This is a genomic window from Mucilaginibacter sp., from assembly GCF_039921305.1.
Classification (GTDB): domain Bacteria; phylum Bacteroidota; class Bacteroidia; order Sphingobacteriales; family Sphingobacteriaceae; genus Mucilaginibacter.
Map to the genome: position 1 here is coordinate 1 of NZ_JBDSCA010000077.1, position 26,706 is coordinate 26,706.

25 protein-coding genes and 1 tRNA gene are annotated in these 26,706 nt (G+C 41.0%); 16 read left to right on the forward strand and 10 right to left on the reverse strand.

Translation table 11 applies throughout. The features are described from left to right. A partial coding sequence (locus tag ABIN91_RS21985; RefSeq protein WP_348053771.1) for a hypothetical protein occupies positions 1 to 196 on the forward strand: 196 nt, incomplete at its 5' end. 138 nt (positions 197 to 334) lie between these two features. Here ABIN91_RS21985 and ABIN91_RS21990 read toward each other — a convergent pair. Beyond that, positions 335 to 1,237: an AEC family transporter gene (locus ABIN91_RS21990; protein WP_348053772.1), complete on the reverse strand. Its 903-nt coding sequence runs from the start codon at positions 1,235 to 1,237 to the stop codon at positions 335 to 337. A gap of 679 nt (positions 1,238 to 1,916) precedes the next feature. On the opposite strand from ABIN91_RS21990, the gene ABIN91_RS21995 reads away from it, so the two are divergent. Genes ABIN91_RS21995 through ABIN91_RS22010 form a run of 4 tightly spaced genes read left to right on the forward strand, consistent with a single transcriptional unit; the run spans position 1,917 to position 5,312 of the window. Then, on the forward strand, positions 1,917 to 2,066 hold the full coding sequence (locus ABIN91_RS21995) for a hypothetical protein (protein WP_348053773.1): 150 nt from the start codon (positions 1,917 to 1,919) through the stop codon (positions 2,064 to 2,066). Positions 2,067 to 2,110: 44 nt separating this feature from the next. Further along, positions 2,111 to 2,575, forward strand: coding sequence for a very short patch repair endonuclease (locus ABIN91_RS22000; protein ID WP_348053774.1), 465 nt, complete (start codon positions 2,111 to 2,113; stop codon positions 2,573 to 2,575). A 21-nt stretch (positions 2,576 to 2,596) separates the two neighbouring features. After that, positions 2,597 to 3,904 carry a DNA (cytosine-5-)-methyltransferase gene (gene dcm / locus ABIN91_RS22005; RefSeq protein ID WP_348053775.1) on the forward strand — a complete coding sequence of 436 codons (1,308 nt, stop codon included), beginning with the start codon at positions 2,597 to 2,599 and terminating at the stop codon, positions 3,902 to 3,904. Next, positions 3,885 to 5,312: a MutH/Sau3AI family endonuclease gene (locus ABIN91_RS22010; RefSeq protein WP_348053776.1), complete on the forward strand. Its 1,428-nt coding sequence runs from the start codon at positions 3,885 to 3,887 to the stop codon at positions 5,310 to 5,312. Before dcm ends, ABIN91_RS22010 begins: the two co-directional genes overlap by 20 nt. A gap of 338 nt (positions 5,313 to 5,650) precedes the next feature. On the opposite strand, the gene ABIN91_RS22015 is transcribed toward ABIN91_RS22010, so the two are convergent. Beyond that, on the reverse strand, positions 5,651 to 6,952 hold the full coding sequence (locus ABIN91_RS22015; protein WP_348053777.1) for an ammonium transporter: 1,302 nt from the start codon (positions 6,950 to 6,952) through the stop codon (positions 5,651 to 5,653). Positions 6,953 to 7,119: 167 nt separating this feature from the next. Continuing rightward, entirely contained in the window at positions 7,120 to 7,488 is a 369-nt protein-coding gene (locus ABIN91_RS22020; RefSeq protein WP_348053778.1) for a hypothetical protein, read from the reverse strand. A gap of 438 nt (positions 7,489 to 7,926) precedes the next feature. Here ABIN91_RS22020 and ABIN91_RS22025 point away from each other — a divergent pair, with 438 nt between their 5' ends. The 7 genes from ABIN91_RS22025 (at position 7,927) to ABIN91_RS22055 (ending at position 15,757) form a co-directional block, all read left to right on the forward strand. After that, positions 7,927 to 8,976 (forward strand): glycoside hydrolase family 130 protein, encoded by a 1,050-nt coding sequence (locus ABIN91_RS22025; protein WP_348053779.1) that lies wholly within the window; start codon positions 7,927 to 7,929, stop codon positions 8,974 to 8,976. A gap of 66 nt (positions 8,977 to 9,042) precedes the next feature. Beyond that, positions 9,043 to 9,903: an SDR family oxidoreductase gene (locus ABIN91_RS22030; RefSeq protein WP_348053780.1), complete on the forward strand. Its 861-nt coding sequence runs from the start codon at positions 9,043 to 9,045 to the stop codon at positions 9,901 to 9,903. A gap of 53 nt (positions 9,904 to 9,956) precedes the next feature. Further along, positions 9,957 to 10,142: a hypothetical protein gene (locus ABIN91_RS22035; RefSeq protein ID WP_348053781.1), complete on the forward strand. Its 186-nt coding sequence runs from the start codon at positions 9,957 to 9,959 to the stop codon at positions 10,140 to 10,142. A 119-nt stretch (positions 10,143 to 10,261) separates the two neighbouring features. After that, on the forward strand, positions 10,262 to 11,494 hold the full coding sequence (locus tag ABIN91_RS22040; protein ID WP_348053782.1) for a metallophosphoesterase: 1,233 nt from the start codon (positions 10,262 to 10,264) through the stop codon (positions 11,492 to 11,494). A gap of 43 nt (positions 11,495 to 11,537) precedes the next feature. Continuing rightward, positions 11,538 to 11,738, forward strand: a complete 201-nt coding sequence (locus tag ABIN91_RS22045; RefSeq protein ID WP_348053783.1) for a UPF0175 family protein — start codon at positions 11,538 to 11,540, stop codon at positions 11,736 to 11,738. A gap of 603 nt (positions 11,739 to 12,341) precedes the next feature. Continuing rightward, complete coding sequence (tatA, locus tag ABIN91_RS22050; protein WP_348053784.1) at positions 12,342 to 12,659, forward strand: twin-arginine translocase TatA/TatE family subunit; 318 nt, start codon at positions 12,342 to 12,344, stop codon at positions 12,657 to 12,659. Between the two features lie 50 nt (positions 12,660 to 12,709). Next, positions 12,710 to 15,757, forward strand: a complete 3,048-nt coding sequence (locus ABIN91_RS22055) for a DUF2723 domain-containing protein (protein WP_348053785.1) — start codon at positions 12,710 to 12,712, stop codon at positions 15,755 to 15,757. 84 nt (positions 15,758 to 15,841) lie between these two features. Here ABIN91_RS22055 and ABIN91_RS22060 read toward each other — a convergent pair whose 3' ends face one another. Continuing rightward, on the reverse strand, positions 15,842 to 16,696 hold the full coding sequence (locus tag ABIN91_RS22060) for an aldo/keto reductase (protein ID WP_348053786.1): 855 nt from the start codon (positions 16,694 to 16,696) through the stop codon (positions 15,842 to 15,844). 297 nt (positions 16,697 to 16,993) lie between these two features. Between ABIN91_RS22060 and ABIN91_RS22065 the strand changes: the two genes are divergently transcribed. Together ABIN91_RS22065 and ABIN91_RS22070 are read left to right on the forward strand one after the other, a co-directional pair. After that, on the forward strand, positions 16,994 to 17,353 hold the full coding sequence (locus ABIN91_RS22065; RefSeq protein WP_348053787.1) for a glycine zipper domain-containing protein: 360 nt from the start codon (positions 16,994 to 16,996) through the stop codon (positions 17,351 to 17,353). Between the two features lie 441 nt (positions 17,354 to 17,794). Further along, positions 17,795 to 19,045, forward strand: a complete 1,251-nt coding sequence (locus ABIN91_RS22070; protein WP_348053788.1) for an ABC transporter permease — start codon at positions 17,795 to 17,797, stop codon at positions 19,043 to 19,045. A gap of 2 nt (positions 19,046 to 19,047) precedes the next feature. Here the strand turns inward: ABIN91_RS22070 and dinB are convergent, their stop codons facing one another. From dinB to ABIN91_RS22085, 3 genes are all read right to left on the reverse strand, one after another. Beyond that, complete coding sequence (dinB, locus tag ABIN91_RS22075; protein ID WP_348053789.1) at positions 19,048 to 20,157, reverse strand: DNA polymerase IV; 1,110 nt, start codon at positions 20,155 to 20,157, stop codon at positions 19,048 to 19,050. Between the two features lie 97 nt (positions 20,158 to 20,254). Next, complete coding sequence (locus tag ABIN91_RS22080) at positions 20,255 to 21,238, reverse strand: aldo/keto reductase (RefSeq protein WP_348053790.1); 984 nt, start codon at positions 21,236 to 21,238, stop codon at positions 20,255 to 20,257. A gap of 28 nt (positions 21,239 to 21,266) precedes the next feature. Continuing rightward, entirely contained in the window at positions 21,267 to 21,983 is a 717-nt protein-coding gene (locus ABIN91_RS22085; protein WP_348053791.1) for an SGNH/GDSL hydrolase family protein, read from the reverse strand. Between the two features lie 130 nt (positions 21,984 to 22,113). On the opposite strand from ABIN91_RS22085, the gene ABIN91_RS22090 reads away from it, so the two are divergent. Next, positions 22,114 to 23,148, forward strand: a complete 1,035-nt coding sequence (locus tag ABIN91_RS22090) for a quinone-dependent dihydroorotate dehydrogenase (RefSeq protein ID WP_348053792.1) — start codon at positions 22,114 to 22,116, stop codon at positions 23,146 to 23,148. 38 nt (positions 23,149 to 23,186) lie between these two features. Here ABIN91_RS22090 and ABIN91_RS22095 read toward each other — a convergent pair whose 3' ends face one another. The 3 genes from ABIN91_RS22095 to ABIN91_RS22105 all read right to left on the reverse strand — a co-directional run bounded on the left by ABIN91_RS22095 (position 23,187) and on the right by ABIN91_RS22105 (position 24,269). After that, entirely contained in the window at positions 23,187 to 23,357 is a 171-nt protein-coding gene (locus ABIN91_RS22095) for a spore protein (protein WP_348053793.1), read from the reverse strand. 31 nt (positions 23,358 to 23,388) lie between these two features. Then, a tRNA-Cys gene (locus tag ABIN91_RS22100) sits at positions 23,389 to 23,459 on the reverse strand. Positions 23,460 to 23,513: 54 nt separating this feature from the next. Next, positions 23,514 to 24,269, reverse strand: a complete 756-nt coding sequence (locus ABIN91_RS22105; RefSeq protein WP_348053794.1) for an RNA methyltransferase — start codon at positions 24,267 to 24,269, stop codon at positions 23,514 to 23,516. Here ABIN91_RS22105 and ABIN91_RS22110 point away from each other — a divergent pair. Continuing rightward, complete coding sequence (locus ABIN91_RS22110) at positions 24,260 to 26,626, forward strand: BamA/TamA family outer membrane protein (RefSeq protein WP_348053795.1); 2,367 nt, start codon at positions 24,260 to 24,262, stop codon at positions 26,624 to 26,626. The genes ABIN91_RS22105 and ABIN91_RS22110 overlap by 10 nt on opposite strands. The last annotated feature ends 80 nt before the right edge of the window (positions 26,627 to 26,706 follow it).

Below are 26,706 nucleotides of genomic sequence, written 5' to 3' on the forward strand. Positions count from 1 at the left end.
CGATAACGTTGCCTTCTGGGGGCCATTAGCCTGGACCATGATATTTGGATTAGGTTTCGCAACCATCATTACCTTGATACTGGTACCATGTATGTATATTATCCGCGTACACATGAAAGCCTGGTTCGCAAACCTGTTTAGCGGTAAAAAAGTAAAGGTTGACGAAGGTTTTGATGAACCTGTAAAAGCACACTAATTAATACTTTAGTATTTAGACTTTTAACGTCCGTTCTTTAACAGAACGGACGTTTTTTGTTTGGGTCTGTTCTCTTCGCGCTAAAAAGCGGTGGCCTTGCGCGATTCCCTCCCAACGGGAGGGGGTAGGGAGGGGTATCTACATCAGCAAAATAATCCCATACCAAACTGCCGTAGTTAGCAGCGAAAGGATGATGCCGATACCAATAATCAGGTTACTCAGTCTCGGGTTTAAGCCATATTCATCGGCTACAACGCCAGATGTAAGCAGGGTAGGCATAGCTGCCTCAAAAATGCTGACTTGCGATATGATGCCCTTAAAATGCAGCAGCGCGAATACCGCCATCACCAATGCCGGGGCCAGTATCAACTTGTAAATGAGGGTACTCAAAATAGGCTTCACTTCTTGTTTCCAGCCATCAAAACGCAGCTGCAAACCAATGCTGAACAGCGCCAGCGGAGCCACCGTTGCGGCCAGCTTATCAAAGACAGGATCGAGCGGACTAATATTAACCAGGTGCGGGATAGTTAGCGCCGCCACACAGCCCAAAAAGGGCGGGAAACGCAAAACTCTTTTAGCTACCACACCCAGGCTTAACGCTTGCTTTTGCGAAGCCTTAATAGCCACCACAACCCCAATTGTGGAGAGCAGGAAGAAAGTAACCTGATCACAAATAATGGCTGTACTAATGTGCTCTTCGCCAAAGTAGGCGGCTACGAGCGGGAAACCTACGAAGGATGTATTGGCCAGTCCGCTGCTGAGGCGCAGGCCGCCCTGGGTGGGTAAATCAATAGGGCTTGCCCTTTTGTACAGCTTAACAAAGCACCAGCCACCCAGCCAAACCAATATAGGCGCCAGCACGGGCGCCAGTAAATTATGGCTCCACACCATATGCGGCAAATACTTAAAGCTCACGGCAGGCAGCGCCAAATAAATTATCCATGCGTTTATGCCCCGGTGCGTATCCGCAGGCAAAGCCTTGCTCCGGCGGAAAAGCATCCCGGCGATAATACAAATGGCAATGAGGATGAAGTTGGACATGGGTTAGCTATGCAAATGTGTTTTGATTTGCGAATGTGCAAATGATTTTTGGATTGCTGCATATCGACTTCAAAATTTGTCAACCCGTTTGCTCAATAACCGCAATAACAAATTATGGGTATTTATGCGTGTTTCCACAAAGCGCGCCGGGTGTCATCCTGAGCGTCAGTCGAAGGGCGGAGCGCAAAGGCCATCACCGTCATCCCAATAACCACAATAACAAATTATGGGTATTTATGGGTGTTTCTCCACCTGTCATTGCGAGGTACGAAGCAATCGCGAACTATACAGAGCCACTTTCAATATTGCCATTCATCCCAATAACCGCAATAATAAATTATGGGTATATATGGGTGTTTCCACAAAGCAGAATCCTTAATCTTTGCTCCTTGCTCTTTTATCAACATTGCCATTCTCTCAAAAAACGAATAACCGCAATAACAAATTATGGGTATATATGGGTGTTTTTTGTTCACTTTTCAGGAGCCAATTATCAAAATCGTAATTTCAGGCAATCTTCAAAAAGCAAATCACCATACAAACTGGTGAGCAACCCACATGGGTATTTATGGGTGTTTTAATTTTTTATTTTGGTAGCATTTTGCTTCGCGCAATGCTATATACAAAGATACGAAAATGACAGAAATTGCGCGTAATATTGAGCATCTAATTAGCACATATGATGAACAAAGAAATTTTACAAGATGCATTACTAAGTGCCTTATCACTTTTAAATAGCGAATTTGAAACTGTTGAAGATGCTGAATTGAATGAGAATTATTTACAAGTAATTGAGAAGATTGAAAATGGGTTAAAGGAATTGATATAGCTTAAACACAAGGAATTTGGCTGAATATTTGTTTTATTTAAAATGTGAAAGAATATGTGAGAGATAAAAGATCACCCGTGCCTAAACATGCCAATGTGTCTAAGGTTATGAGTGCTAATAAGGCTAAGAATACTAAGCCGGAGATTACATTACGTAGGGCTTTATGGAATAGTAATATAAAAGGTTATAGATTAAATTGGAAGAAGGTTCCAGGCAGACCGGATATAGCTTTCCCTGGAAAAAAATTAGCAATTTTTGTTATGGGATGCTTTTGGCATCGGTGTCCAATTTGTGCTAATCCCTTACCTAAGCATAATACTGATTTTTGGGCCAATAAATTTGATAAGAATGTGACCCGTGACGAAAAGAAAAAAGATGAATTAGTTAAGTTGGGTTGGAGAGTTATAACTGTTTGGGAATGTGAGTTAAAGCGTAGTTTGGAAAATATAGTTTTCAACATTGGGCAAGTAGTACACAAGGGACTTGATCCTATCAATTCTGTTTTTTAAATTAGCGGGATATTTATTTTAATGAGCAAAGAAATTAAAGTAGTCGAATTATTCGCTGGAGTAGGCGGTTTTAGATTGGGATTAGAGGGATGGAAGGGAATGTCAGCCACAAGTGGATATAAGGAAGTATTGGAAAGTAACTATAAGGTCGTATGGAGTAACCAGTGGGAGCCATCAACCAAAACTCAAGATGCTTCTATGGTATATGAATATCGTTTTGGGTCTGATGGACACAGTAATTTCGATATAGCTAAAGTATCCACAGAAAAGATTCCTGACCATGATATGTTGGTTGGTGGTTTTCCTTGTCAAGATTACTCAGTAGCGAGAACTTTAAGTCAATCAGGAGGCCTTACAGGCAAAAAAGGAGTACTTTGGTGGGAGATACACCGAATACTTAAAGATAAATTAGCAAATGGTAAACCGGTATCATATGTTTTTTTAGAAAATGTTGATCGATTGCTAAAGTCGCCTGTTAAGCAAAGGGGGAGAGATTTTGCAATTATCCTTGCATCATTGTCTGATCTTGGATATTCTGTTGAATGGAGAGTGATTAATGCGGCAGAATATGGTTTTCCACAAAGAAGAAGACGAACCTTTATAATGGCTTATCATCAAAGTACGGAAATACACGATGATATGGTGGAGACTAGCAATAAAGCAAATTGGTTAAAAGAATTTGGAATATTCGCACAGTCATTCCCTGTGTCTGATGGTGTGTTAAAAAATAAATCTTTTGAGATACAAGGTGATTTAGTAGAGATATCAGAGCATTTTAATTTACCGGATGGTGAGGTGAGTTTATTTGAAAATGCTGGGGTTATGATAAATAGGAATGTTTTCACTTACAAATCAATTCCTAAATATACGGGTCCTAGAATTACTGTTGGGGATATTTTATTAGAGGATAAATTGATTGATAATGAATTTTACATTGATGAAAAATCACTGCCTCAATGGAATAAATTAAAAGGGGCCAAGAATGAGATTAGGATAAATAAAGCTTCGGGTTTTGAATATCGCTATAGTGAGGGTGGTATGATATTTCCTGACCCCCTAGACCAACCATCGAGAACCATTATTACTGGAGAAGGAGGCACAAGTCCTTCTCGTTTTAAACATGTTATAGAAACACTAAGTAATAAACTTCGCAGATTGACACCGGTTGAACTGGAGAGATTGAATATGTTTCCTGATAATCACACGAAAGGTCCATCAAATGTAAAAAGAGCATTCTTCATGGGTAATGCGCTGGTTGTTGGAGTTATAGAAGTAGTTGGTCAACAGTTGATGTCTTATATAGAAAAACATGAGCGAACTACCATATGATAAAACTGACCCTTATTCAATAGAAGCGTATGCTCTAAGGTTATTAAACATAAGACTTAGAGATATAGATATTGATCATGAAAAGTTACTTAAAGTAATAAAAGGTAAAGGTAGTCTCGGACAAGCAATAGAGGAGTTTTATTTTTTATATAAGCCCAATAGCACTGCTGGACCGGATTTTCCTGAAGCGGGCCTCGAATTAAAGACAACGCCAGTCATATCAGACAAAGCAAAATTTCTAAAAGCTAAAGAACGGTTGGTATTCAATATCATCAATTACGAGGAAGAATATGATAAAGAGTTTGTAGAAAGTAGTTTTTGGGAGAAGAATAGGCTTTTATTACTCATGTTTTATTTACATGAAAAATCGGAATTAGACGTTGATTTAGTTTTTAAATTAATTAGACTATTCCGTTTTCCAGCTGTAGATCTTAAAATCATTAAAGATGATTGGGAAAAAATAAGGTCAAAAATCAGAGATGGGCTTGCCCATGAACTATCAGAAGGTGACACCTTTTATTTAGGAGCCTGTACAAAGGGCGCAAATAAAGAAACAGTAAGAGTTCAACCTAATTCTGATATCCTGGCTAAACAGAGAGCCTATTCATTAAAAGCAAAATATTTGAATATTATAATTCAAAAAACTTTAGCTAACGATTTTGAACTCTTCGATCAAACAGAGGATTATAAAAAAGTGTTAGGTGCTGGTGAAAGAGATCCGTTAGTGAAGCACTCAAAGCTCGACCCTAGTGGAATATTAAGTCCGATTATTAAAACAATAGATGAATTTCAACCTGGTGAAACAATCGAGCAACTTGTAATAAAACGGTTTGAGCCATTTTATGGATATTCAGAATCTCAATTAAATCACAAATTTGGCTTAAAGAGAAGTATTGGTAAGAGTAAGTACTACGACCTATCGAAAGCAATATTAAATGTCGACGGTGATGTAATTGAAGAATTCGAAAAAGCCGATATTCAGTTAAAAACCATAAGGGTAGAAAAAAGCGGGAATATTAAAGAAAGTATGTCGTTCCCTCAAATAAAGTACAAAGAGATAGTTGATGAGAACTGGGAAGATTCAGAATTGTATGATATTTTATCAAATAAATTTTTCTTTGTTGTTTTCAAGAGAGGTGATGATAATGAATTTTATTTAAACAAAGTTAAGTTTTGGAACATGCCATGGAATGATATCATATCCATGAGTGTTATTTGGGAAGATACCAAATCAAAAATACTATCTAATGATTTTGAGCATTTTATAAAAATTTCCGCTGGACTAATTGGTCATATTAGACCAAAAGCAATTAATGCTAGTGATTTAATGGAAACACATTTAGGTACTTTTGAAAAAAAGAAAAGCTTTTGGATAGGTAGTCATTATATAAAGAAAGCGATTGAATGAAGTTACTGATAAAGTAAATTTTTGATGACGTTTTCTATTTCGCTTCACTTATTGAGTCTTAATCCAATAAGTGAAGAATTTCACAGAAACTCTCAAAAATTTCTTACTATTTCCCCTGTATGTTATTCTGATTATTGTGGTTATTAGAGTTTACCCCACAAAAAAACCCATCAACCACAGGTCAACAGGTTAATACCCATACCATATACCTACATAGGTAACGGATGAGCCGGGCATAATACCCATCCGTGCGGCTTTATATGTTGGAGAATAAACACCGTGCCTCGGGAGCACGGTGTTCTCACTAAATTAAACTAAACAACCGATCGTTTTACAGATCAGAGCTCTTCATCGTGCTGGCTGATATCTAAGCCTAACACTTCTTCTTCGGCAGTCACACGTAGCGGACTGATCAAATCAGTAATCTTCAATAACAATAACGAACCAAAAAATGCGAACACCGATACAATAACCAAAGCTATCAGGTGTTTCACAAATAAGCTGCTTTCGCCATATATCAAACCTTCGGCACCTGCGCTGTTTACACTCTTGGTAGCAAACACGCCGGTTAAAAGCATACCAACCATACCACCTACACCATGGCAAGGGAACACGTCTAAAGTATCATCAATGCTGGTTTTGCTTCTCCAAATCACCATCAGGTTACTGGCAACAGCGGCTACTATACCTACTATTAACGAGCTCGATACGGTAATGAAACCGGCAGCAGGAGTAACAGCAACCAAGCCTACAACAGCGCCAATACAAGCGCCCACAGCCGATGGTTTTTTACCGCGGATGATATCAAAAAAGATCCACGAGATAGCGGCAGCGGCCGATGCGGTAGTGGTAGTAGCCAAAGCGGTAGCGGCTAATTCATTAGCGCCTAAAGCCGAACCTGCATTAAAACCAAACCAACCAAACCATAGCAAACCTGTACCTAAAATGATGTAGCTAATGCGTGCCGGGGTATGAGCCTCTGCAACTTCGTTACGTTTTTTAAGGTATAAGGCCGATGCCAAAGCTGCCCAGCCCGCGCTCATGTGTACAACGGTACCACCTGCAAAATCAAGCACGCCCAGTTTAAAGAAATAACCGCTTGGGTGCCATGTAGCATGTGCCAACGGCGCGTAAATGATCACGATGAACAGGGTGATAAATATCAGGTATGAGTTAAAACGGATCCGCTCGGCAAAAGCTCCGGTAATTAACGCCGGTGTAATAACCGCGAACTTTAACTGGAACATGGCAAATAAAATAACCGGGATGGTTCCCCACGGTACGCCCAGGGTATTCTGCATCATGAAAAAAGAGGCTGGGTTTCCAATGATACCCGCGCCGCCTACGTCTTCTCCAAATGCGAGGCTAAAACCAAAAATCACCCAGATGATGGTGATCAAACCCATACAAATAAAGCTTTGCAACATGGTTGATATCACGTTCTTTTTACGCACCATACCGCCGTAAAAGAAGGCCAGGCCGGGTGTCATTAATAATACAAGGGCGGTTGATATCAGTATCCAGGCTACGTCGGCTTTGTCGTAAGGTGTTGCTGCGGCCGGGGCCACTTTAGTACCTGGGAAAGCCAGTGCGAGAATGATTACAATAATGAGTATTGAGAAAGGCAGGAATTTTTTCATGATCAGAATTTTCTGTAAGGTTTGATTTGATAAATACATAAATGTGGCATGCTTTGTATGGGTTGATTAATCCCAAACACGCGTTGATTGATTGTTACAAGCCATATTGCCGTTATACAAACAGCAAAGCAGGTGCTAACAAAATTTTAAAATGTACTTACAGAAGATTACCAAAAGGCATGGAAGGGAAAGAGAACCAGTTTTCGGAATCGCGAAAAGCTGACCTCGCTGCTCCGTGAAATATATTTCGAGCAATTTAAGCTTGCAAAAATAACCTGGGTAAAAAATACGACATCTCTGGTAACATGCGTAAGCCGGTAGTTTTGTGATGTGAGATGGGCTCCGCTATTTTCGCCGGCAAATAAACCGGTGAAATTGTTTTGGCCGCTGCCTTTTGATATTGTTGTGGTATTGTTATTATGTTTAACAGCATGGTTTACATACACTACATGGTGCAAATCTACCGGCGAGCTATGCGCGCCGAGTGCAAAAGCGAGTAGAATAAATAAAGTAGACTTGAATAATCTGCTAAACATGTCTAAATGTACAATTAATTTAAATAAATCCTAAAATGTTTATCAATTTTCTTATTTTTTTATGAAAAAAATGTAAAAAGCGTCAAAATATGGTGTTTTTTAATGATTTAAATTAATAATTATCAAAGTTTATCGCTAATCGTTTCATTTTTATCGCAATATTATCAATTTTGATGTCATTTCGACGAACAGCGATGGGGAAAAGCATTGGGGTGAGGAGAAATCTTCTGCACAATGCATTTTTATCTTCCCAATCGCAGAAGATTTCTCTTTCGCGCAACGCTCATTCCTGCCCTTGCTCTATCGAAATGACATTTCTTGGTATTATATTCCTTATCCCAAACGCACAGTAATTTATGGAAATTTTGTAGTCCCGTAAATAATTCAAAACCTATTGCAACACCCGCATGTTCATACTATAGTATATTATAGTATGTTATGACAGATATAGCCCGCCGTTTTCCGGAGAACCCACTATTGTCGCCAAAAAGCCTTGTTCCAAGTTTGGAGGGTTTGAAGATAGCCTGTCTGCTCAATCCGGGTGTATTCAGGTTTGATAATAAAATATGGCTATTGGTACGAGTTGCCGAGCGGCCCGAACAAAGCGAAGTGATCGTATCCTTCCCTATATTAACCGAAGATGGCAAAACCGAAATTATGGAAATACCTTTAGACGATGCCGACCTGATTGCTACCGATGCCCGCGTGGTTAGATATAAAGGTGTAGATTACTTAACAACGCTATCGCACCTGCGTTTGCTTTGCAGCGATGATGGCATAAAGTTTCACGAACCCGAAGGATACAGCTATTTATACGGAGCCGGCCCTTTGCAAACCTTCGGCATTGAAGATTGCCGGGTTACGCACCTGGAAGGTAAATATTATTTAACCTTTACAGGCGTATCGGCCAGTGGGGTAGGCGTAGGCATGCGCACCACTACCGATTGGAAAACTTTTGAATCGGCAGGGATGATACTCCCGCCGCATGATAAAGACTGCGCCATTTTTGAGGAGAAGATAAACGGCCTGTTTTACTGCCTGCACCGCCCAAGCAGTGTGGATATTGGCGGCAACTTTATCTGGCTGGCGCAATCGCCGGATGGTGTGCATTGGGGTAATCATAAATGCATTATAAAAACCCGTACCGGCAGTTGGGACAGCGCCCGCGTTGGCGCCGGGGCAGCACCCATTAAAACCGAAAAGGGCTGGCTCGAAATTTACCACGGCGCTACTGCGGAACATCGCTATTGTTTAGGCGCTGTTTTATTGGATCTGATGGATCCTTCGATAGTCATCGCGCGCAGCGTTGACCCTATCATGGTGCCAACCGAAGCATATGAGTTAACCGGGTTTTTTGGACATGTAGTATTTACCAACGGCCACATTGTTGATGGCGATACCATTACCATATATTATGGCGCGGCAGACGAGCATGTTTGTGGCGCAACGTTTTCGCTGCAAGAGATATTTAAGAATTTGGGTGTGTAAAAAATGCGATTTATCGGAACATAACTGGTAGTTAAATGTTGTAATAAATAGTTAAGCTATCACATCATGGAACAAAGTACGATTGAAAAAACAGCAAAAAAGCAAAATCACCAACCCGGCGTTGAGGCCACCATGCAGCCCAAACCCGAGTATGTTAATGCTAATTATAAAGCAGCCGGAAAGTTAAACGGTAAAGTTGCCCTCATTACTGGTGGTGATAGCGGCATCGGTCGTGCGGTTAGTATATTATATGCCAAAGAGGGCGCCGATGTAGCCATAGTTTACCTGGAAGAGAATGTAGATGCATTGGAAACTAAAAAACTGGTAGAAAAGGAAGGTAAACGTTGTTTATTGATAGCGGGCGATGTAAAAGATAGCGCTTTTTGCAAACTGGCCGTTCAGCAAACGGTGAACGGGTTGGGCAAACTCAATATTATGGTTAACAATGCCGGGATGCAGATACCTCAAAAAGATCTGAAAGATATTAGTGAGGCGCAATTGGAAGATACTTTTCGAACCAATATTTTTGCCTATTTCTATTTTGCTAAAGCGGCATTGGAGCACATGCGCGAGGGGGATACCATTATCAACACAACATCGGTAACAGCTTACCGCTCATCACCCAACCTGATAGATTATTCGTCAACCAAGGGTGCTATTACAACCTTTACGCGTTCACTCGCTACAAATCTGGCTAAAAAGAATATCCGGGTTAATGCCGTAGCCCCCGGCCCGGTTTGGACACCACTGATCGTATCAACGTTCGATATTGATAAGATCAAACACTTTGGCGAAGAAACCGCTATGGAACGCGCTGGTCAACCGTCCGAGATCGCACCTGCCTATGTATTTCTGGCATCTGATGATTCGTCGTACATAACGGGCCAGGTGATCCATATTAATGGTGGGGAAGTAGTTAATGGATAAAGCATCTGTTAGCAGGTTGTCGTAAACAAGTATTTTTAAAGCCGAAACATATCATGGAAGACAACAAAAAACATTATCATTTCAAAAACATCCAAACGGGTAACATTATCGCCTATTTTACAATTGAGGTCGATATCCCGGAAGGTGAAATAATTGAAATTCTGGAAAACAAGCGAAAAGCACTTGCCGTACAGAACAAGCTATTTTATGATACCATTTATTGGGAAGTAGAAAAGTAGTGATTATTGGTTATGGTAATAAATACTATATTAGCTACTGTTCAGTTAATTGACTTTTATAGATGCACGGCAGTAGCATTCTCAGGTTTATTTTAATTATAGCGGCACTAAGCCTGCTAATGGACTGGTACGTTTTTTACGGATTGCGAACCTTCTCCGGTCAATGGAGATCTGTCCCGCTAAAGCGGATCATTACCTGGGGATACTTATTGATCTCGGTAAGCGTAACGGTAGTGTTTGTATTGGGATTAGGCAGTTTTAAAACCGCCCGCGGCATGACACCTTTTCACGAGTGGATGCTCAGTATATTTCTCACGTTCTTTATAACCAAGTTGTTTTTTGTGGTGGTATTGTCTCTTGGCGACCTGGGCCGGTTTATTTATGGGATAGCCAGCAACATCACAAAATCCGACGGGCAAAGAAGCGTACCCTACTTTCCGGATCGCCGCCGCTTTATCAGCGAAGCTGCAATATTGGTTGCCGCCATTCCGTTTGCCGGATTTATGTATGCTATGTTTAAAGGTAAGTACGATTACAAAGTACACCGCGAAACCATTTATTTTGATGATCTGCCCGAATCTTTTGATGGGTTTACCATTACACAGTTATCCGATATACACTCCGGTAGTTTTGATAACGCGCAGGCCGTACAAAAAGGAATTGATCTGGCGAAAGCCCAAAAGAGCGACCTTTTTGTTTTTACCGGCGATCTGGTTAACAATGCCGCCTGGGAAATTGAACCTTACATTCATCGCTTTGCCCAATTGAAAGCGCCCTATGGCCAATTCTCTATTTTAGGCAATCACGATTATGGCGATTACATCAGCTGGAACAGCGAAGAAGAAAAAGAAGCTAACCTGGAAAAGCTGAAAGAACACCATACAACATTAGGCTACAAGCTGATGCTTGACGAAAACGTAGACATTGTAAAAGACGGCCAAAAAATATCCCTCATAGGTGTACAAAACTGGGGGAAGGGATTCATCCAGATAGGCGACTTGCACAAAGCCATGCGTGGCGTTGATCCCAAAGCATTCAAAATACTGCTTTCGCATGATCCAACTCATTGGGAAGAAAAGGTGATGAACAACCCCAATCACATCCATTTAACCTTAGCGGGACATACCCATGGCGCGCAGTTTGGTGTAGAGGTTTCCGGTTTTAGGTGGAGCCCTGTAAAATACCGCTATTTAGATTGGGCTGGTTTAGCCAGCCGTAATAACCGCTACCTGTATGTTAACCGCGGTTTTGGCTTCCTTGCCTTTTCGGGAAGGTTAGGTATCTGGCCGGAGATTACGGTGTTGACATTGAAGAGGGGTAAGGGGAAAACTTCGGCTACAGAACGGGTTTAGCCAATGTATTTAATTTGTGATTACTTATCTTTATATGATGATTATGATACAACTCCCGGATGCGTTTGAGCAAGAGCACAATGAAACTGTACGTTTTTTCGCCGCGAAACTTTATGAAGCCGGTAAATTGTCCTTAAGCCAGGCGGCAGATATGTGCGCCATGAAAAAGTGGGATTTTGCCGAAGCCCTTATTAATTATGGAGTGCATTATCTTGATCCAAGTGTTTCAGCGGATAATACCTGATGGTAAGCCAATGAAGACTTGCATTAGCGAGAATATACATAGTTATTTTAATCACGTAACACCCCAAAAGTATAAAGCATTTTAAAAATAAAAACTACAAAAATAAATCCTACAATAAAATAAGACCCATCTATTGGCATAGTTCAAAACGTATCGGTTATCAGGGCCAAGTACAAGGATTTTTTTTGTTCTATTATCAAAAAAAATATTCCCAATTTATAATAGTAATCAGCGTTTGTATTTTCCTCATTCATAGTTTAGCAAATTTAACAAATGGTTATATCTTATGAGAAATAAACATTTAGGTTTTCCACTACACTGCTTGAAGCAACCAAGCCAATCATCATCTGCACATTTGCACACCCTCTCATCTGCACATACATACTTGTTAAAATCTGTTAAACCGTAATTTTTATCCTGTCAAATACAACACGCTTACTATATTTGCCGTTATATAACAATGTACCGTTTATAAACCTTTGATGGCTAATTTTATTCAAATTCGGATACTTTATTTTTTAGCCATATCTTTGTGAATAATTATAACGCTTCGTTTTTTGCGGACATGGTTTATTGTTATTAATTCTTTTTAATTTTATTGATATGTTAAGTTCAACATTATTATTTCTGAGCCCCGGCGATATTACCTTAATACTGGTAGCTGCTTTGGTTTTATTTGGTGGAAAAAAATTGCCCGAACTGGCTCGTGGCCTTGGTCAGGGTATAAAAGAGTTTAAAAACGCTACCGATGGCACCAGTACTGATACCCAGCCGCCGGTAAGTCAAACACCTCCGCCGCCACCAGCGCCACCTGTTTACCAGGCTCCGCCGGTAACGCCGCCTGCCGCGCAACACGCTTCGGACTTGCCTGATTATACGCCTGTTAACCAAACGCACCCTACGCCACCGGCACAACAATAATTGTACCTTTATAAACCTTCACATGATATTTTCTATTTCCTGAAAAAGCTATGCAATACAACAGACTAAATAATCTATTGGGCTGGCTTTGCTTTGTTATAGCGGCAGTTACCTACACTTTAACCTTAGAGCCATCCGTAAGTTTTTGGGATTGTGGCGAGTTTATTTCCTGCGCCTTTAGGTTGCAGGTATCACACCAACCGGGTTACCCGTTGTTCGCCATGATAGAAAAAGCGTTTTCGCTGCTATCTATGGGCAATAATGCTAAAGTGCCATTTTACACCAATTTTGGTACCGCCATGACGAGCTCTGCAACCGTAATGTTCCTTTTTTGGACAATTACAGCGCTGGCTAAAAGGCTAACCGCTAAAACTAACGATGTTGACGGGCAACCACGTACCATATTAATTATGGGTGCAGGTTTGGTTGGCGCGTTGGCTTTTGCTTTTTCGGATACTTTTTGGTTCTCGGCTGTGGAAACCATTGTATGGTCAACTTCAACTTTGTGTACCGCCGTTGTATTTTGGGGAGCTTTGAAATGGGATGCTCATGCTGATGAGCCCGGTGCCGATAAATGGATCGTATTTATAGCTTATGTAATGGGGCTTTCAATTGGTATCCACTTATTGAATTTGGTAACTATACCAGCTATTGCATTGGTTTATTACTTACGCCGTGGAAAGGTTATTGATGGCAAAAACACCATTTATGCTATTTTAAAAGGTGTTGCCTTATTGCTTTTTGTACAATTCGGTATTATTCAATATACAGTTAAATTCTCTGCTTATTTTGATCTGTTCTTTGTGAATACGTTGAAAATGGGCTTTGGTACAGGTTCTGTTGCTTTCTTTGTTATCCTGATAGGGGCTATTGTTTATGGTATCATTTACAGCATCCGTAAAGGTATGCCTAAACTAAACCTGGCCTTCATTTGTGTGGCGTTTATTTATTTAGGATATAGCTCTTTCGCTTACATCCCGATCCGCGCTACTGCCGACCCTAACCTGAACAATACCGATCCTAATAACGCATTCTCGTTATTAAGTTATTTGAACCGTGATCAATACGGCGACAGGCCTTTGGTTTATGGACAATACTTCGACTCAAAACAAGCTGATATCAGTGGTGAAGAAGCTGCCGAATTAAAAAATAATGGCAGCCCTATCTACCGTAAGGGTAAAACCCAATACGAGGTTGCCAGCACAAAATATTCTATTCCGTACGAACGCAATACATTGATGCCTCGTATTTACGATCAGGAAGGTGATCACCCGCAATTTTACCGTCAGTGGTTACAAATGGGCGATGGTCAACAAGCCGGAATGGTCGAAAATGTTAAATTCTTATTCAGCTGGCAAATATACCAGATGTATGTTAGGTACTTTTTATGGAATTATGTTGGCCGCTACAACGATATGGATGGTCAAAGCAACAGCGCCTCAATTGATGGTAACTGGACAACCGGTTTATTTGATAGCGGTAAGCACTTGCCAAAATCCATCTTGCAAAACAAAAACTACGCGCCTTTATATGGTTTGCCACTTATTATTGGCTTGTTTGGTTTTGCATACCATGTTAGCCGCAACAGGCGTTATGCGCTGGTAGTTGCCCTGTTATTCTTCTTTACAGGATTAGCCATTATTTTATACGTTAACCAGCCGCCATTGCAGCCCCGTGAGCGCGATTATTCGTACGTAAGTTCGTTCTACGCGTTTGCGATATGGATAGGGCTGGGTGTTATAGCCATTGCCGATCTGTTACGTAAAGTTGTTAAAAACCCACAACTATCGGGCGTTATCGCTACAGGTGTTTGCTTGTTAGCCGCGCCGGTTTTAATGGCGAGCAAAGAGTGGAAAGGTCACGACAGATCAACCAAATGGACACCGCATGATATGGCTTACAACTATTTAATGAGTTGCGCGCCAAATGCTATTTTGTTCACCTATGGTGATAATGATACCTATTCGTTATGGTACGACCAGGAAGTTGAAGGCATTCGCCCGGATGTGCGTATCGTTAACCTAAGCTTGCTGGGTACCGATTGGTATATCCGTGGTATGAAGCACAAGATGAACGAATCTGAACCGTTGCCTATTACCATGCCCGATGAAAAATTTGCTCTGGGTGTACGGGATGTGATCTATTACAACGATTCTAAACTACCGGGCTCGGTTGAGTTGAAGGATGTTTTTGATTTCATAACATCTGACGATAGCCGCGCTAAAGTTGAATACCAAAGCGGAGAGAGTTTAAACTACCTGCCAACCAAAAACTTTAAGCTAACCATTAACCCGGATGATGTTATTAAAAATGGTGTTATCCCGGCAGATCAGAAAGATAAGATAGCGCCTGCTATGGAGTGGAAATACACATCAAACTATGTAACTAAGGATAACTTAGCCATGCTTGATATACTGGCTCATAACAACTGGAAGCGCCCAATTTATTTTGCCATTACTGTTGGCAACGATAACATGATAGGCATGCAGCAATATTTATACAAAGAAGGCTTCACTTATCATTTAATGCCTTATAAAGTTGATACCGCCGCCCGTGATGTGGATAAAACCAACACCATGGTAATGTATAATAACGTGATGACGAAGCTTAAATGGGGTAACATGAAGAATGCTACCTACTTGGATCATGAGTCTACCAATATGTTTTACCCGGTTATATTATCCATGTTTGTTAACCTGTCGCAAAACCTGATGATCGAAGGTCGCAAGGATCTGGCAGCTAACACTATACATAAATACCTGGAGGTGATGCCTGATATTTATCCGGATATTACAGTGGCCTTACGTAAAAACTATCTGGCTCAAACCTTATACGAAGTGAATGATATTGCCAATGCCAATAAAATGATGGCAAGTATTAACGATTATGTTACCGATCAGTTAAATTACGACTACGTGTTGTTAGAAGGCAATAAAGACGGCTTGAATGTACAAGAAATTCAATACGGTGTATCGTTGATCAACTCGATGATGAACATAGCCAAACAGCACAACCAAATCTCGTTGAGCAATAAATACGCCGCGCAGTTAAAAGATTACGAAGCAAAATTTGCCGGTATATTGAGCAGGAATCAGTAATCTGTCATATTAAAATAACAAAGAGAGCCAGGCAATTTGCCTGGCTCTCTTTGTTTATAGCTTTTCTTGATTTAATCATCAACTTTATCCGGCTATTCTATCTAACTCGTCCAAATCGGCAACCGTTAGTACCAGCTCGGCAGCCTTCATATTTTCTTCCAAATGGGCCACACTGGATGTACCGGGGATCAACAATATGTTTGGCGCATGTTGTAAAAGCCAGTGTACGGCAACCTGGTGTGTTGTAGCGCCATGCCTGTCGGCTACAGCCTGAATAGCTTCTAAGCCCTTTACATTACCTGCATTAAGCGGGAACCAGGGTATAAAGGCAATATCGTTATCCTTACAATATTGTAATTCGGTTTCCCATTTGCGGTTATCAACGCTGTACATGTTTTGTACCGATACTACTTTGAAAAATTCTTGCGCCTGCTTAATATCGGCAACATGAACTTCGGATAAGCCAATGTGTTTGATTTTGCCTTCTTGCTGTGCTTTTTGCAAAAACGCGAAGGTTTCTCCCACTTCCACATTAGGATCGATACGGTGCAACTGGTATAAATCTATCTGCTCAACCTTTAAACGCTTCAGGCTTCCTTCTAAAGCTTCCTGTAAATGTTTAGGGCTGGCATCAATGGGCCATTCGTTAGGTCCGGTGCGTAATAACCCACCTTTGGTAGCTATTACCAGTCCATTTTTGTAGGGATGTAATGCTTCGGCAATTAGCTCTTCGGATACATATGGTCCGTAGCTATCGGCAGTGTCAATAAAGTTCACGCCAAGCTCAACCGCGCGTTTTAAAACACGGATAGCTTCGGCTTTATCTTTTGGCGGGCCCCAAATACCCTCGCCTGTAATGCGCATGGCACCATAACCCAGGCGGTTAACGGTAAGATCGTTCCCGATGGCGAATGTTTTTTGAAATGTGGTAATACTCATATAAAATGAATTTGGTTTTGATATCAAACATTAAAGCTTGGCAAATTGTTCAGTAATAACATCTGTACAATGTCATTTAGCTTGCGCAGATTAACCCCTCAATTTAAAATGGTAATTGCTAAACAATGCTCTGTTTTATATACACCGTATTGATTTGGATTTAATTGAGAGTTAATATATGTATCGTAATTGAATGATTAGGCCATAATAATAGCAGGTTTAAGATGTGGCAGGCCTTTTGCATATCCCTATATATTAGGTTGAACAGCTTAATATTAAGACTAAAATAAAAGAACGATGAAAAAGTATATGATGAGTGTAACCCTGTTTTTAACTTTTGTTATAGCAGGCAGCAATGTAGCGGATGCGCAAACAACTACAACGCACCGCAAAATGAGCGGTAGGGCCAAAGGTGCTATTATTGGTGGAGCAGGCGGTGCCGTAGCTGGTGGTTTAATTGGCCATAATGTTGGTGGCGCTTTAATAGGTGCGGGTTTAGGCGCTGGTGCCGGTTATGTTATTGGTGATGCTAAAGATAGATCGGCCCTGCGTAAAAGACAAGCTTACCGCCGTGCTCACCCACGTAAGCCAAAGGTGGTTTATGTTAAACCAAAATCAACCACAACTACTACAGTTACTAAGAGTTACAAATATTAATCGGATCGATTTTTCCCGAATATGGAAGCCCTTCTGTTTACAGAGGGGCTTTTTTTGTTGTGAATATGCCCGGAATTTCGTACATTGTAGAGAATAGTAATTGAAGACCAGAATAAATAAAATGATCAATTTAAATCTTACAATATCCCCCCTTGAAGAAGAGTCAGGAATTAAGATGCAAGAATCAAGACTTAGTTGTGGATTTAGATAATGGAAATGGATTAATAAAATCTTACAATACGCCCCTTGAAGAAGAGTCAGGAATCAAGATGCAAGAATCAAGACTTAGTTGTGGATTTAGATAATGGAAAATAGATTAATAAAATCTTACAATACCCCCCTTGTAATGCTGACTCAAATCTTATATTTCTCAATTTAACTCAAATAAATATTTCGCATTTGCTGTAACTCAATTGCATATCTGTTGTCTAAATTGGTAGTATGATATTTTTAAAGCTACTTCGCGAAAGTTTCATTTTTGCTTTTGACGCGCTCAGGCAAAATAAATTGCGTACAGTATTATCGCTACTGGGCATTACTATAGGTATTTTTACCATTATAGCCGTGTTTTCGGCGGTTGATACCTTGCGCGATAATTTGCAAACCAGTGTTAACAAGTTGGGTACCAATAGTATTTTTGTGCAAAAATGGCCTTGGACATTTGGTAACGATTATCCGTGGTGGAAATATATACAAAGGCCAGTACCTAAAATTCGTGATTATAACGAATTGCAGAAACGTGTACAAACGGCCCAAGGTATATCATACGAGATCACGCTGAATAATCGTACACTCAAGTACCTGAGCAATGTGGTTAATAATGTTGATGTGAATGTAGTATCGGCCGAGTATGATAAAACATGGGCGCACGATTACCAGGAAGGCCGTTACTTTACCGATATAGAATCGAGAACGGGTGCGCCCGTTGCCTTAGTGGGCAATGATGTAGCCGAAGGATTGTTTAATGAACCCGCCATTGCCCTTGGTAAACAGATTAAGGTTTTAGGCCGCTCGGTTACTATTGTAGGCGTTTATGCAAAAGAGGGAGAGGATATGCTTGATGTATCGCCGGATAAACAAATAACCATTCCCATGAATTTTGCCCGCAACATGATTGATGTACAAAATGAAAAGTATAACCCTCAGATTGTTGTACGTGGTAAAGACGGTATTGCCAGCGAAGCGGTAGAAAGTGAGTTAATGGGCGTTATGCGATCTATCCGCCGCTTGAGCCCGGGTACCGATGATAACTTCGCCTTAAATAAATCAACATTGATATCAAACCAAATTGATTCGTTGTTTGATATCATCCACTTAGCGGGACTTATTATTGGTGGCTTTTCTGTAATAGTTGGTGGTTTTGGTATTGCCAATATTATGTTTGTTTCGGTAAAAGAGCGAACCAATATTATAGGTATCCAAATGTCGCTTGGTGCTAAGGGGTATTTTATTATGTTCCAGTTTTTAATTGAGGCTGTTTTGCTATGTTTAATGGGGGGCGCAATTGGGATAGGAATGGTATATCTGGGTACTTTCGCGGTAAAAGCAATAGCTGATATCAAAATAGTGCTTTATTTAAGCAATATTATAAAAGGCTTTTCTATTTCTGTAGTTATAGGCATTTTATCCGGAATAATACCGGCTTATTTTGCTTCTAAACTTGACCCGGTAGAGGCAATAAGGACGAATTAGTGTTAATCAAATAACTCCAGTTGCCCGGTATCCTTCTCCTGTTTTTGGCGCGTAACTGCATCGCCAAAGTTGGATAGCGATATACCCAACAGCCTTATTTTTTGCCCATCCTCAAAACTGGTAGCCATTAATTGTTTGGCTGTAGCCGAGATGCTTTCCAGATCGCAAATGGGAGAGGGGAATGATTGGTTGCGGGTGATCTGTTTAAAATCGCTGTATTTTACTTTGAGCGTAACGGTGCGGCCTTTTAACTCATAACGTTGCAAGCGGTTAGCTACCGTAATGGCTATTTTATCCAGTTCGGCATACATTTCATCCAGGGTGGTTAAATCGTACGTGAAGGTATCTTCGGCTCCTGATGATTTGGTTTCGCGATGGGGTTGTACTTCGCGGTTATCAATCCCGCGGATTATCTTAAAGTAAAAGCGGCCAGCCTTGCCAAAATGCCGGTGCATTTCATCTTCGGATAGTTTTTTGAGATCGGCGCCGGTATGCAGTCCCATCTTCTTCATTTTTTCGGCAGTTACTTTGCCTACACCGAAGAACTTTTCAACAGGTAAGATCTCCATAAAGGATTCAATGCCCGATGGTCCGATGAATTTTAAGCCGTCGGGCTTGTTCATATCCGAAGCGATTTTAGCCACAAACTTGTTTACCGATACACCTGCCGAAGCGGTAAGGTTCAATTCATCCTTAATGGCCTGTTTAATTTGTTTGGCTATCTCGATGGCCGAGCCAATGTTGAGCTTATCCTCAGTAACATCCAAATAGGCCTCATCCAGCGAAAGCGGCTCGATCAGATCGGTATAGCGGCTAAATATCTCGCGGATGTGTTGCGATACTTCTTTGTAAGCGGCAAAACGTGGCCGTACAAATATGGCATGCGGACAAAGCTGTAACGCCTTTTTAGATGGCATGGCCGAGCGTATACCAAACTTACGCGCCTCGTAACTTGCCGTAGCCACTACACCGCCCCGGCCTTCGGGTGGGCCGCCAACAACGATAGGCTTGCCGCGATAATCTTCGTTATCCCGCTGCTCAACCGACGCGTAAAAGGCATCCATATCAATATGGATTATTTTACGATGAATGTTATTGGCTTGGGTTTCCATGAACTGCTTACACAAATATAAGCAGTAGTATTTGAACTAAGTTATTTAGTAAGTTAACTTAGTTTTGATTACAGATTTATCTGTTAGTTAGTATCGATCAATAATGCCCTCTTATCTGAGCATGAATTTCATCATCATAAAGCTTACGCAGCTCCTGATGGATCTCTGGCGAAAGATTCTTCAAGTCAGATGCCTCAATGTTAGCATAAACCTGGGTAACGCGGCTTGCGCCGGGTATCACGGTTGTAACTTCCGGATGGTCTAATATCCAGCGGATGGCCCATTGCGGCATCCGGCTATCTGGTAACATGCCTTTAATTTTGTTGGCCAAACGCACGCCTTCTTTAAAATCTATTCCCGAAAAGGTTTCGCCGGCGTTAAATGCTTCGCCATTAGCATTAAAGTTACGATGATCGTTATGTGCGAATTTGGTTTTATCCTCAAACTTTCCGGATAGCAATCCGCTTGCTAAAGGTACACGCGCAATAATGGCCACGTTCTTTTCCTTTGCTTTCACGAATACTTCATCAGCCACATGCTGCCTGAATAGGTTAAAGATGATCTGTAACGAAGCCAAACCTTCCTGCTCCAAACACATCAGCGCTTCTTCTGATGTTTCCACACTTGCGCCAAAATGAGCTATTAGTCCTTCCTGTTTTAGCTTGCGCAGATTATCGAACACTTTACCGGCACGCATCTCCTCTGTTGGGATGCAGTGCAATTGCTCTAAAAATAGCTGGGGTAGTTGAAGATGCTCCAATGAGTCTTCAATCTGCTTTTTCATCGCATCGTAAGTGAAATTCTGGGGCCAGCCATTGCCATTATCGCCACGGCGACCAAGCTTGGTCGCTACATAAATTTCAGCGCTTTCGGTTTTCAGAAACTTGCCTATGGTTTTTTCGCTTACGCCCGTGCCGTAAACATCGGCGGTGTCAATAAAGTTGCCACCGTTCTCGGTATAGGCTTTCAGTATTTTAAAAGCGGCTTCCTCGTCAACATTACCCCAATCGGCGCTGCCTAATTGCCATGTTCCTAAACCAACCTCGGCAATTTTAACATTTTGAAAATTTCTGTATTCCATTTGGTCTGATGAATTGCAAAACTAATAATTATCCCTTTACAATTTCAAGCCATGATCGTGCCATTAATCCGGCACCGGCAACGGTTGGGTGTACACCATCTATACTCCAGTAAACAGCGGGGGCCAGTTTTAAGGCATCATCAAAAATGCTTTGGTAAGGTATAAACGTAGCGTGAAAAGAATCGGCCATTTCGCGGGCAACCAACCTAAACTCGTTAAACTTGGGGTACCAGCTTTGGTTAACATATTTAATCCCTGTAAAGGCAAATGGTTCGCCAATAACCAGTTTTACATTTGGTAAAGCTTGCTTGGTACGCTCTAATAACGCTTTATAGCCATTCCGGTAATCATCAATTGTGCCGGCGTATTGCCCATTTAACTTATGCCAATGGTCGTTAACACCTACCAGTATGCTTAATACATTTGGTTTAAGTGCTAAACAATCCGCATCCCATCTGTCGGCTAATTGTGGTACTTTATTACCACTGATGCCACGGTTATAAAACTTTAAGTTTTTGGCCGGGTACTGTGCCAATAAACTGCTGGCCGTAGCAAATGGGTAGCTGCTGCCTAATGAGTTATAGGTATTAATATTTGTATCGCCAATTGTTCTGCCCCATTCAGTGATCGAATCTCCCTGAAAAAGGATCACATCGTTTTTATCTAAAGATATTTTTTTCGGTCCGGCGGCAAGTGTGGCTGCCGAAACAATATCGGGCAATGCCAAACCTACTACTGCGGCCATTGCAGAGTTTGTTATAAATTTACGACGGGAGTTTAACGGGAAACCGGGCATATTGTATTTTTTGAAACTAAGATACTTTCTTTAGCCGAAAGGCAAAACTTCATTCACTAAAAACTACTAAATTCGCGCTATGTATTCGCTCCTTAAGCCCCTGCTGTTCCAGTTCGACCCCGAAAACGTTCATTACTTTGTTGTTCGCAATTTAAAACGCTTTAACCGTTTCCCGGGAGGAGCGGCCTTAAGCAGCTCGATCTGGAGCTTTAATGATCCTAAATTGGAAAAGGAAGTCTTCGGACTTAAATTTAAAAACCCCGTTGGCCTTGCGGCGGGCTTTGACAAAAATGCCGAAATGATAGGCGAAATGGCTAACCTCGGCTTCGGATTTGTTGAAGTAGGTACGGTAACACCATTACCACAGCCAGGTAATGATAAGCCCCGAATGTTTCGCCTGCCGGCAGATGCCGCTTTGATCAATCGCATGGGGTTTAACAATCAGGGTGTTGATGTTGTAGCCGAACGCATTAAAGCTTATCGCGAATCCAAACATAACGATGCAGGCTTAATTATTGGTGGCAACATCGGTAAAAACAAAGTTACACCCAACGAAGACGCCGTTAGCGATTATATCAAATGCTTTGACAGGCTTTTTGATGTAGTTGATTATTTTGTGGTGAATGTAAGCTCGCCTAACACACCAAACCTGCGTGCCCTGCAAGAGAAGGAACCACTCAAGCATATTTTGAATACCTTACAACAACGCAATTCAAAAAACAATATCAGCAGACCGATCTTGTTAAAAATTGCTCCCGATTTAACCGATGATCAATTGAATGATATTGTTGAGATAGTACAAGAAACTGGCATTGCCGGAGTAATAGCAACCAACACAACCATTAGCCGCGAAGGTTTAACATCGGAACATAAAGCTGAAATGGGTGGGTTAAGTGGCAAGCCATTAACACAGCGATCAACAGAAGTGATCAGGTATTTATCCCAAAAGTCAAACCGATCATTCCCGATAATAGGGGTGGGGGGTATTCATTCAGCTGATGAGGCTATTGAAAAGTTAAACGCGGGTGCATCTCTTGTTCAGCTTTATACCGGTTTCATTTATGAAGGCCCGGGTTTGATAAGCCGTATCAACAAAAAAATCCTGTCGGTATAAACCAACAGGATTTTGTAAAACCTTAAAAGGCTCCTTGATTATTTTGAAAGCTGATCTAAGATCGCGTTGTTTTTAACGATCTGGCTTTTTGGAGATTCTTTAGAACGGCTACCCAACTCAAGGTTAGTAGCGATTTTTAAATGCTGAACTTCTAAACGAGACACAGTCTTGTTTTTTCTATCTTTTCTTTTTAAACGTGTAACACCCATTGTCTTAGTTTTTTAATGTTTTACAATAATGAGGTCGAGAGCGGATTCGAACCGCTGTACGAGGTTTTGCAGACCTCTGCCTAGCCACTCGGCCACCCGACCTTATTTGGACTGCAAAAATAGTAATTATTTACTCCATTACAATTTTTATTTCAATCATTTTTGCACATACTTAACGCGGCTTATTTCCGAACAAAAAACCGCCGTTGCAATTGCCACGTTTAACGATTCCGCTTTACCTATTAATGGGATGGTTACCGGCCTCTGTATCAGCTCTTGTATCTCGGGCCGTATGCCGTTTCCTTCGTTACCCATTACCACTAAACCATGTTCTCCAAAGTTGGTAGTATAAATGTTGTCGCCATCTAATAAAGCGCCAAATATGGGTAAATCAGTAGTTTTAAGTAGGTTTTGTAAGTCAACATAATGCACATGTATCCGCGACAGCGAACCCATTGTAGCCTGTACCACTTTGGGGTTATAAGCATCAACCGTATCATCCGAGCAAATAATGTTTTTGATGCCGAACCAATCGGCTGTTCTAATTATCGTCCCTAAATTTCCCGGATCTTGTATGCCATCTAAAACAATTGAAAAACCTTGTTGCAGTTTTTGTGTTAGCAATGTGGGCCAAGCCGGAATTTTTATTAGCGCAATTACTTCCTGCGGTGTGGTTAAACTACTAAATTTGGCGAGGTCGGTTGCTGATGCTTGTTCGGAATTTACTTTCCGTGATAAATTCAGCAATTTTGGATCGAATGATGGTGTGTGGTAAAGGGTTTCAATAATATAGTCCGAGTTAATAAACTCTGCTATTGATTTACTACCTTCCACTAAAAAAACACCATGCGTTTTCCTGATCTTTTTTTGTTGCAGAGATTTTAAAAAACTGATTTGAGACTTTGAAAGCATATACCCGGTTAATAAATTACGGCTTTACAATTTTAAGTATTATTATTCTTTTTTTGGCTTCGGGATGTGGCGTAACACGCGGCATTAGAAAAGACCAAACCATAGTACGTAAAATTACGCTCAAAGGTATTGATAAGCAATATACTTTAGCGGCCGTAAACTATGTAGATAAAGAGCAGCAACCTAACAATTGGCTTAATCTACAATTTTACTACACGTTTAGCAACCATGGTAAGCGCGATATTGGCGAGGCGCCGCGTATATTAGATAGTAGTCTGGTTGAGTTTTCGCGCCTCCAGATCGAGCGCTTTTTGCGGCTTAAGGGCTATCTTAAAGCTAAAGTTACTAATGAGGTTGTTGTTAAGAAACAAAAAGCCGAATTGATTTTTATCGCTAACGAAGGCCCTCTGTTTCATATCCGCAAAGTTCAGGATAGCATTCAGGATGAAAAGCTACGTGCTATTTACAGGGCCAACCGTTTAAAATTTAGCCACATACAACCAGGAAAGCCATTTGATCAGGATAGTTTGAACTATGATCGCGATCAGATATACCAATTGATGAGGCATAATGGTTATTACGACTTTTCTCGCCAGTATATTACTTTTGAACCCGACAGCAGTTTTAGCAGCAGCATTGCCGATGTTAAAATGATCATCGATAATCCGCCCGGTAAAAAAGAGCATTCACAATTCCATATCAACAATACGTTAATCACCATTTATAAAAGTAGTGGCCGGCTCGGCAGAAACAACCCTACCGATACAATTCAGGTTGACTCTCAGTTCAGGTTTGTTGACTACTCGCATAAATTTAAGCCTCTGGCTGTTACCAACTACATATTTCAGCACAAAGGTGATATGTACGATGTTGAAAGCCAAAATTTAACCACATCCCGGTTATCCGAGTTAAACGTATTCCGGAATGTGCCAAACCCATCCTACACCAAAACTCCCGATAGCACAAACCGCCTTAACAGTAAAATAGAGATCGTTCCCCTCAAACACATGACAGATAGGATAGAGGGCGAATTTATTTTTAACGATGGCCGATACGGCTTTAACGTAGGTAATACCTTTACCGATCGTAACCTGTTTAAGGGAGCCGAAATTTTGCAGGTAAAGTTAAACTGGAGCGTATTGTTTGATAACTCCGATAGTAACTTAGGTACAAGCGCCATTCAAAACCAGGATGCAAGGTTGGGTGTAAGCCTCATTTATCCCCGTATCATTTCGCCATTTAATTTCCCTACCCTGGGTAAATATGGTGTGCCGCATACTACTTTTTCGTCAACCTTCCAGCTATTCTTTCAAAAAGGATTGGTATCGCGCAAAAGTTTTATCAACTCGTTAACCTATGACTGGGCCGAAACAACTCAAAAACTGCATACGCTAACACCAATTAACATTGAATATTCCGAGGGGGTTATCGATGCTAATGCAAAAGCTCAGTTAGAAGCCAGTAACCGGTATTCGTATGTGTATTTGATAGGCCGCAAAATTTTTACATCAGGTAGCCAGTACACTTACCAGTTTAATTCAAATAAACTATATACGCTAAGCAACTTTAACTATTTCCGTGGTACAATTGATGTTGGAGGTAATACCTTATACCTTTTGAGTTCGTTGTTAAATACCCCGCGCGATTCACTGGGCCAACGCACCATATTCGGACAAACGTTTGCGCAGTACGTAAAATTGGAAACCGATTTTAGGGTGTATAAGCATATTGAGGGCGAGCGAATATTAGTTTTTAGAATCAATCCCGGTATTGGTTTACCTTACGGGAACAGCAGCCAGATGATATTTGAAAAGAATTTTTATGTTGGCGGAGCTAATGATATTCGCGCTTGGTTGCCGCGTACATTGGGTCCTGGTTTGTTTAGCAGGTCAACTTACGGTACCGGCGAAGCTGCCGATAAACTACGCAACAGTTTAAAATACCTCGATCAGTTTGGCGAGATCAAAATTGTAGGTAACATTGAATACAGGTATTCCATCATCAGTAACTTTTTTGGTTCAAAACTAAACGGGGCTGTATTTACCGATTTTGGAAACATATGGCGCTACAACAATAACCAAAACATTAACGGCGCGTTTGATTTTAGTAAGATATTCCAATCAACTGCAATAGGGATAGGTACTGGTTTAAGGTTTGATCTTAGCTTCTTTGTATTCCGCTTAGATGCCGCCTTTAAGCTAAAAGACCCCCAGTTTGAAGGCAGCGAACAATGGGTGCTCACCAAACACGCCAACGAATTATTTAGAGCAGGGAGCTTCAAAGAGAATTACAGAAACACCTACGGCGATAACTACAGCTTTATGCAACTCAATTTTGGTATAGGATTGCCGTTCTAAGGATGGAAGATGGAATAGGTAAGATGGAAGATGTGATTTTGAGGTAAGATGTAATAGGTAAGATGGAAGATGTGTTTTCT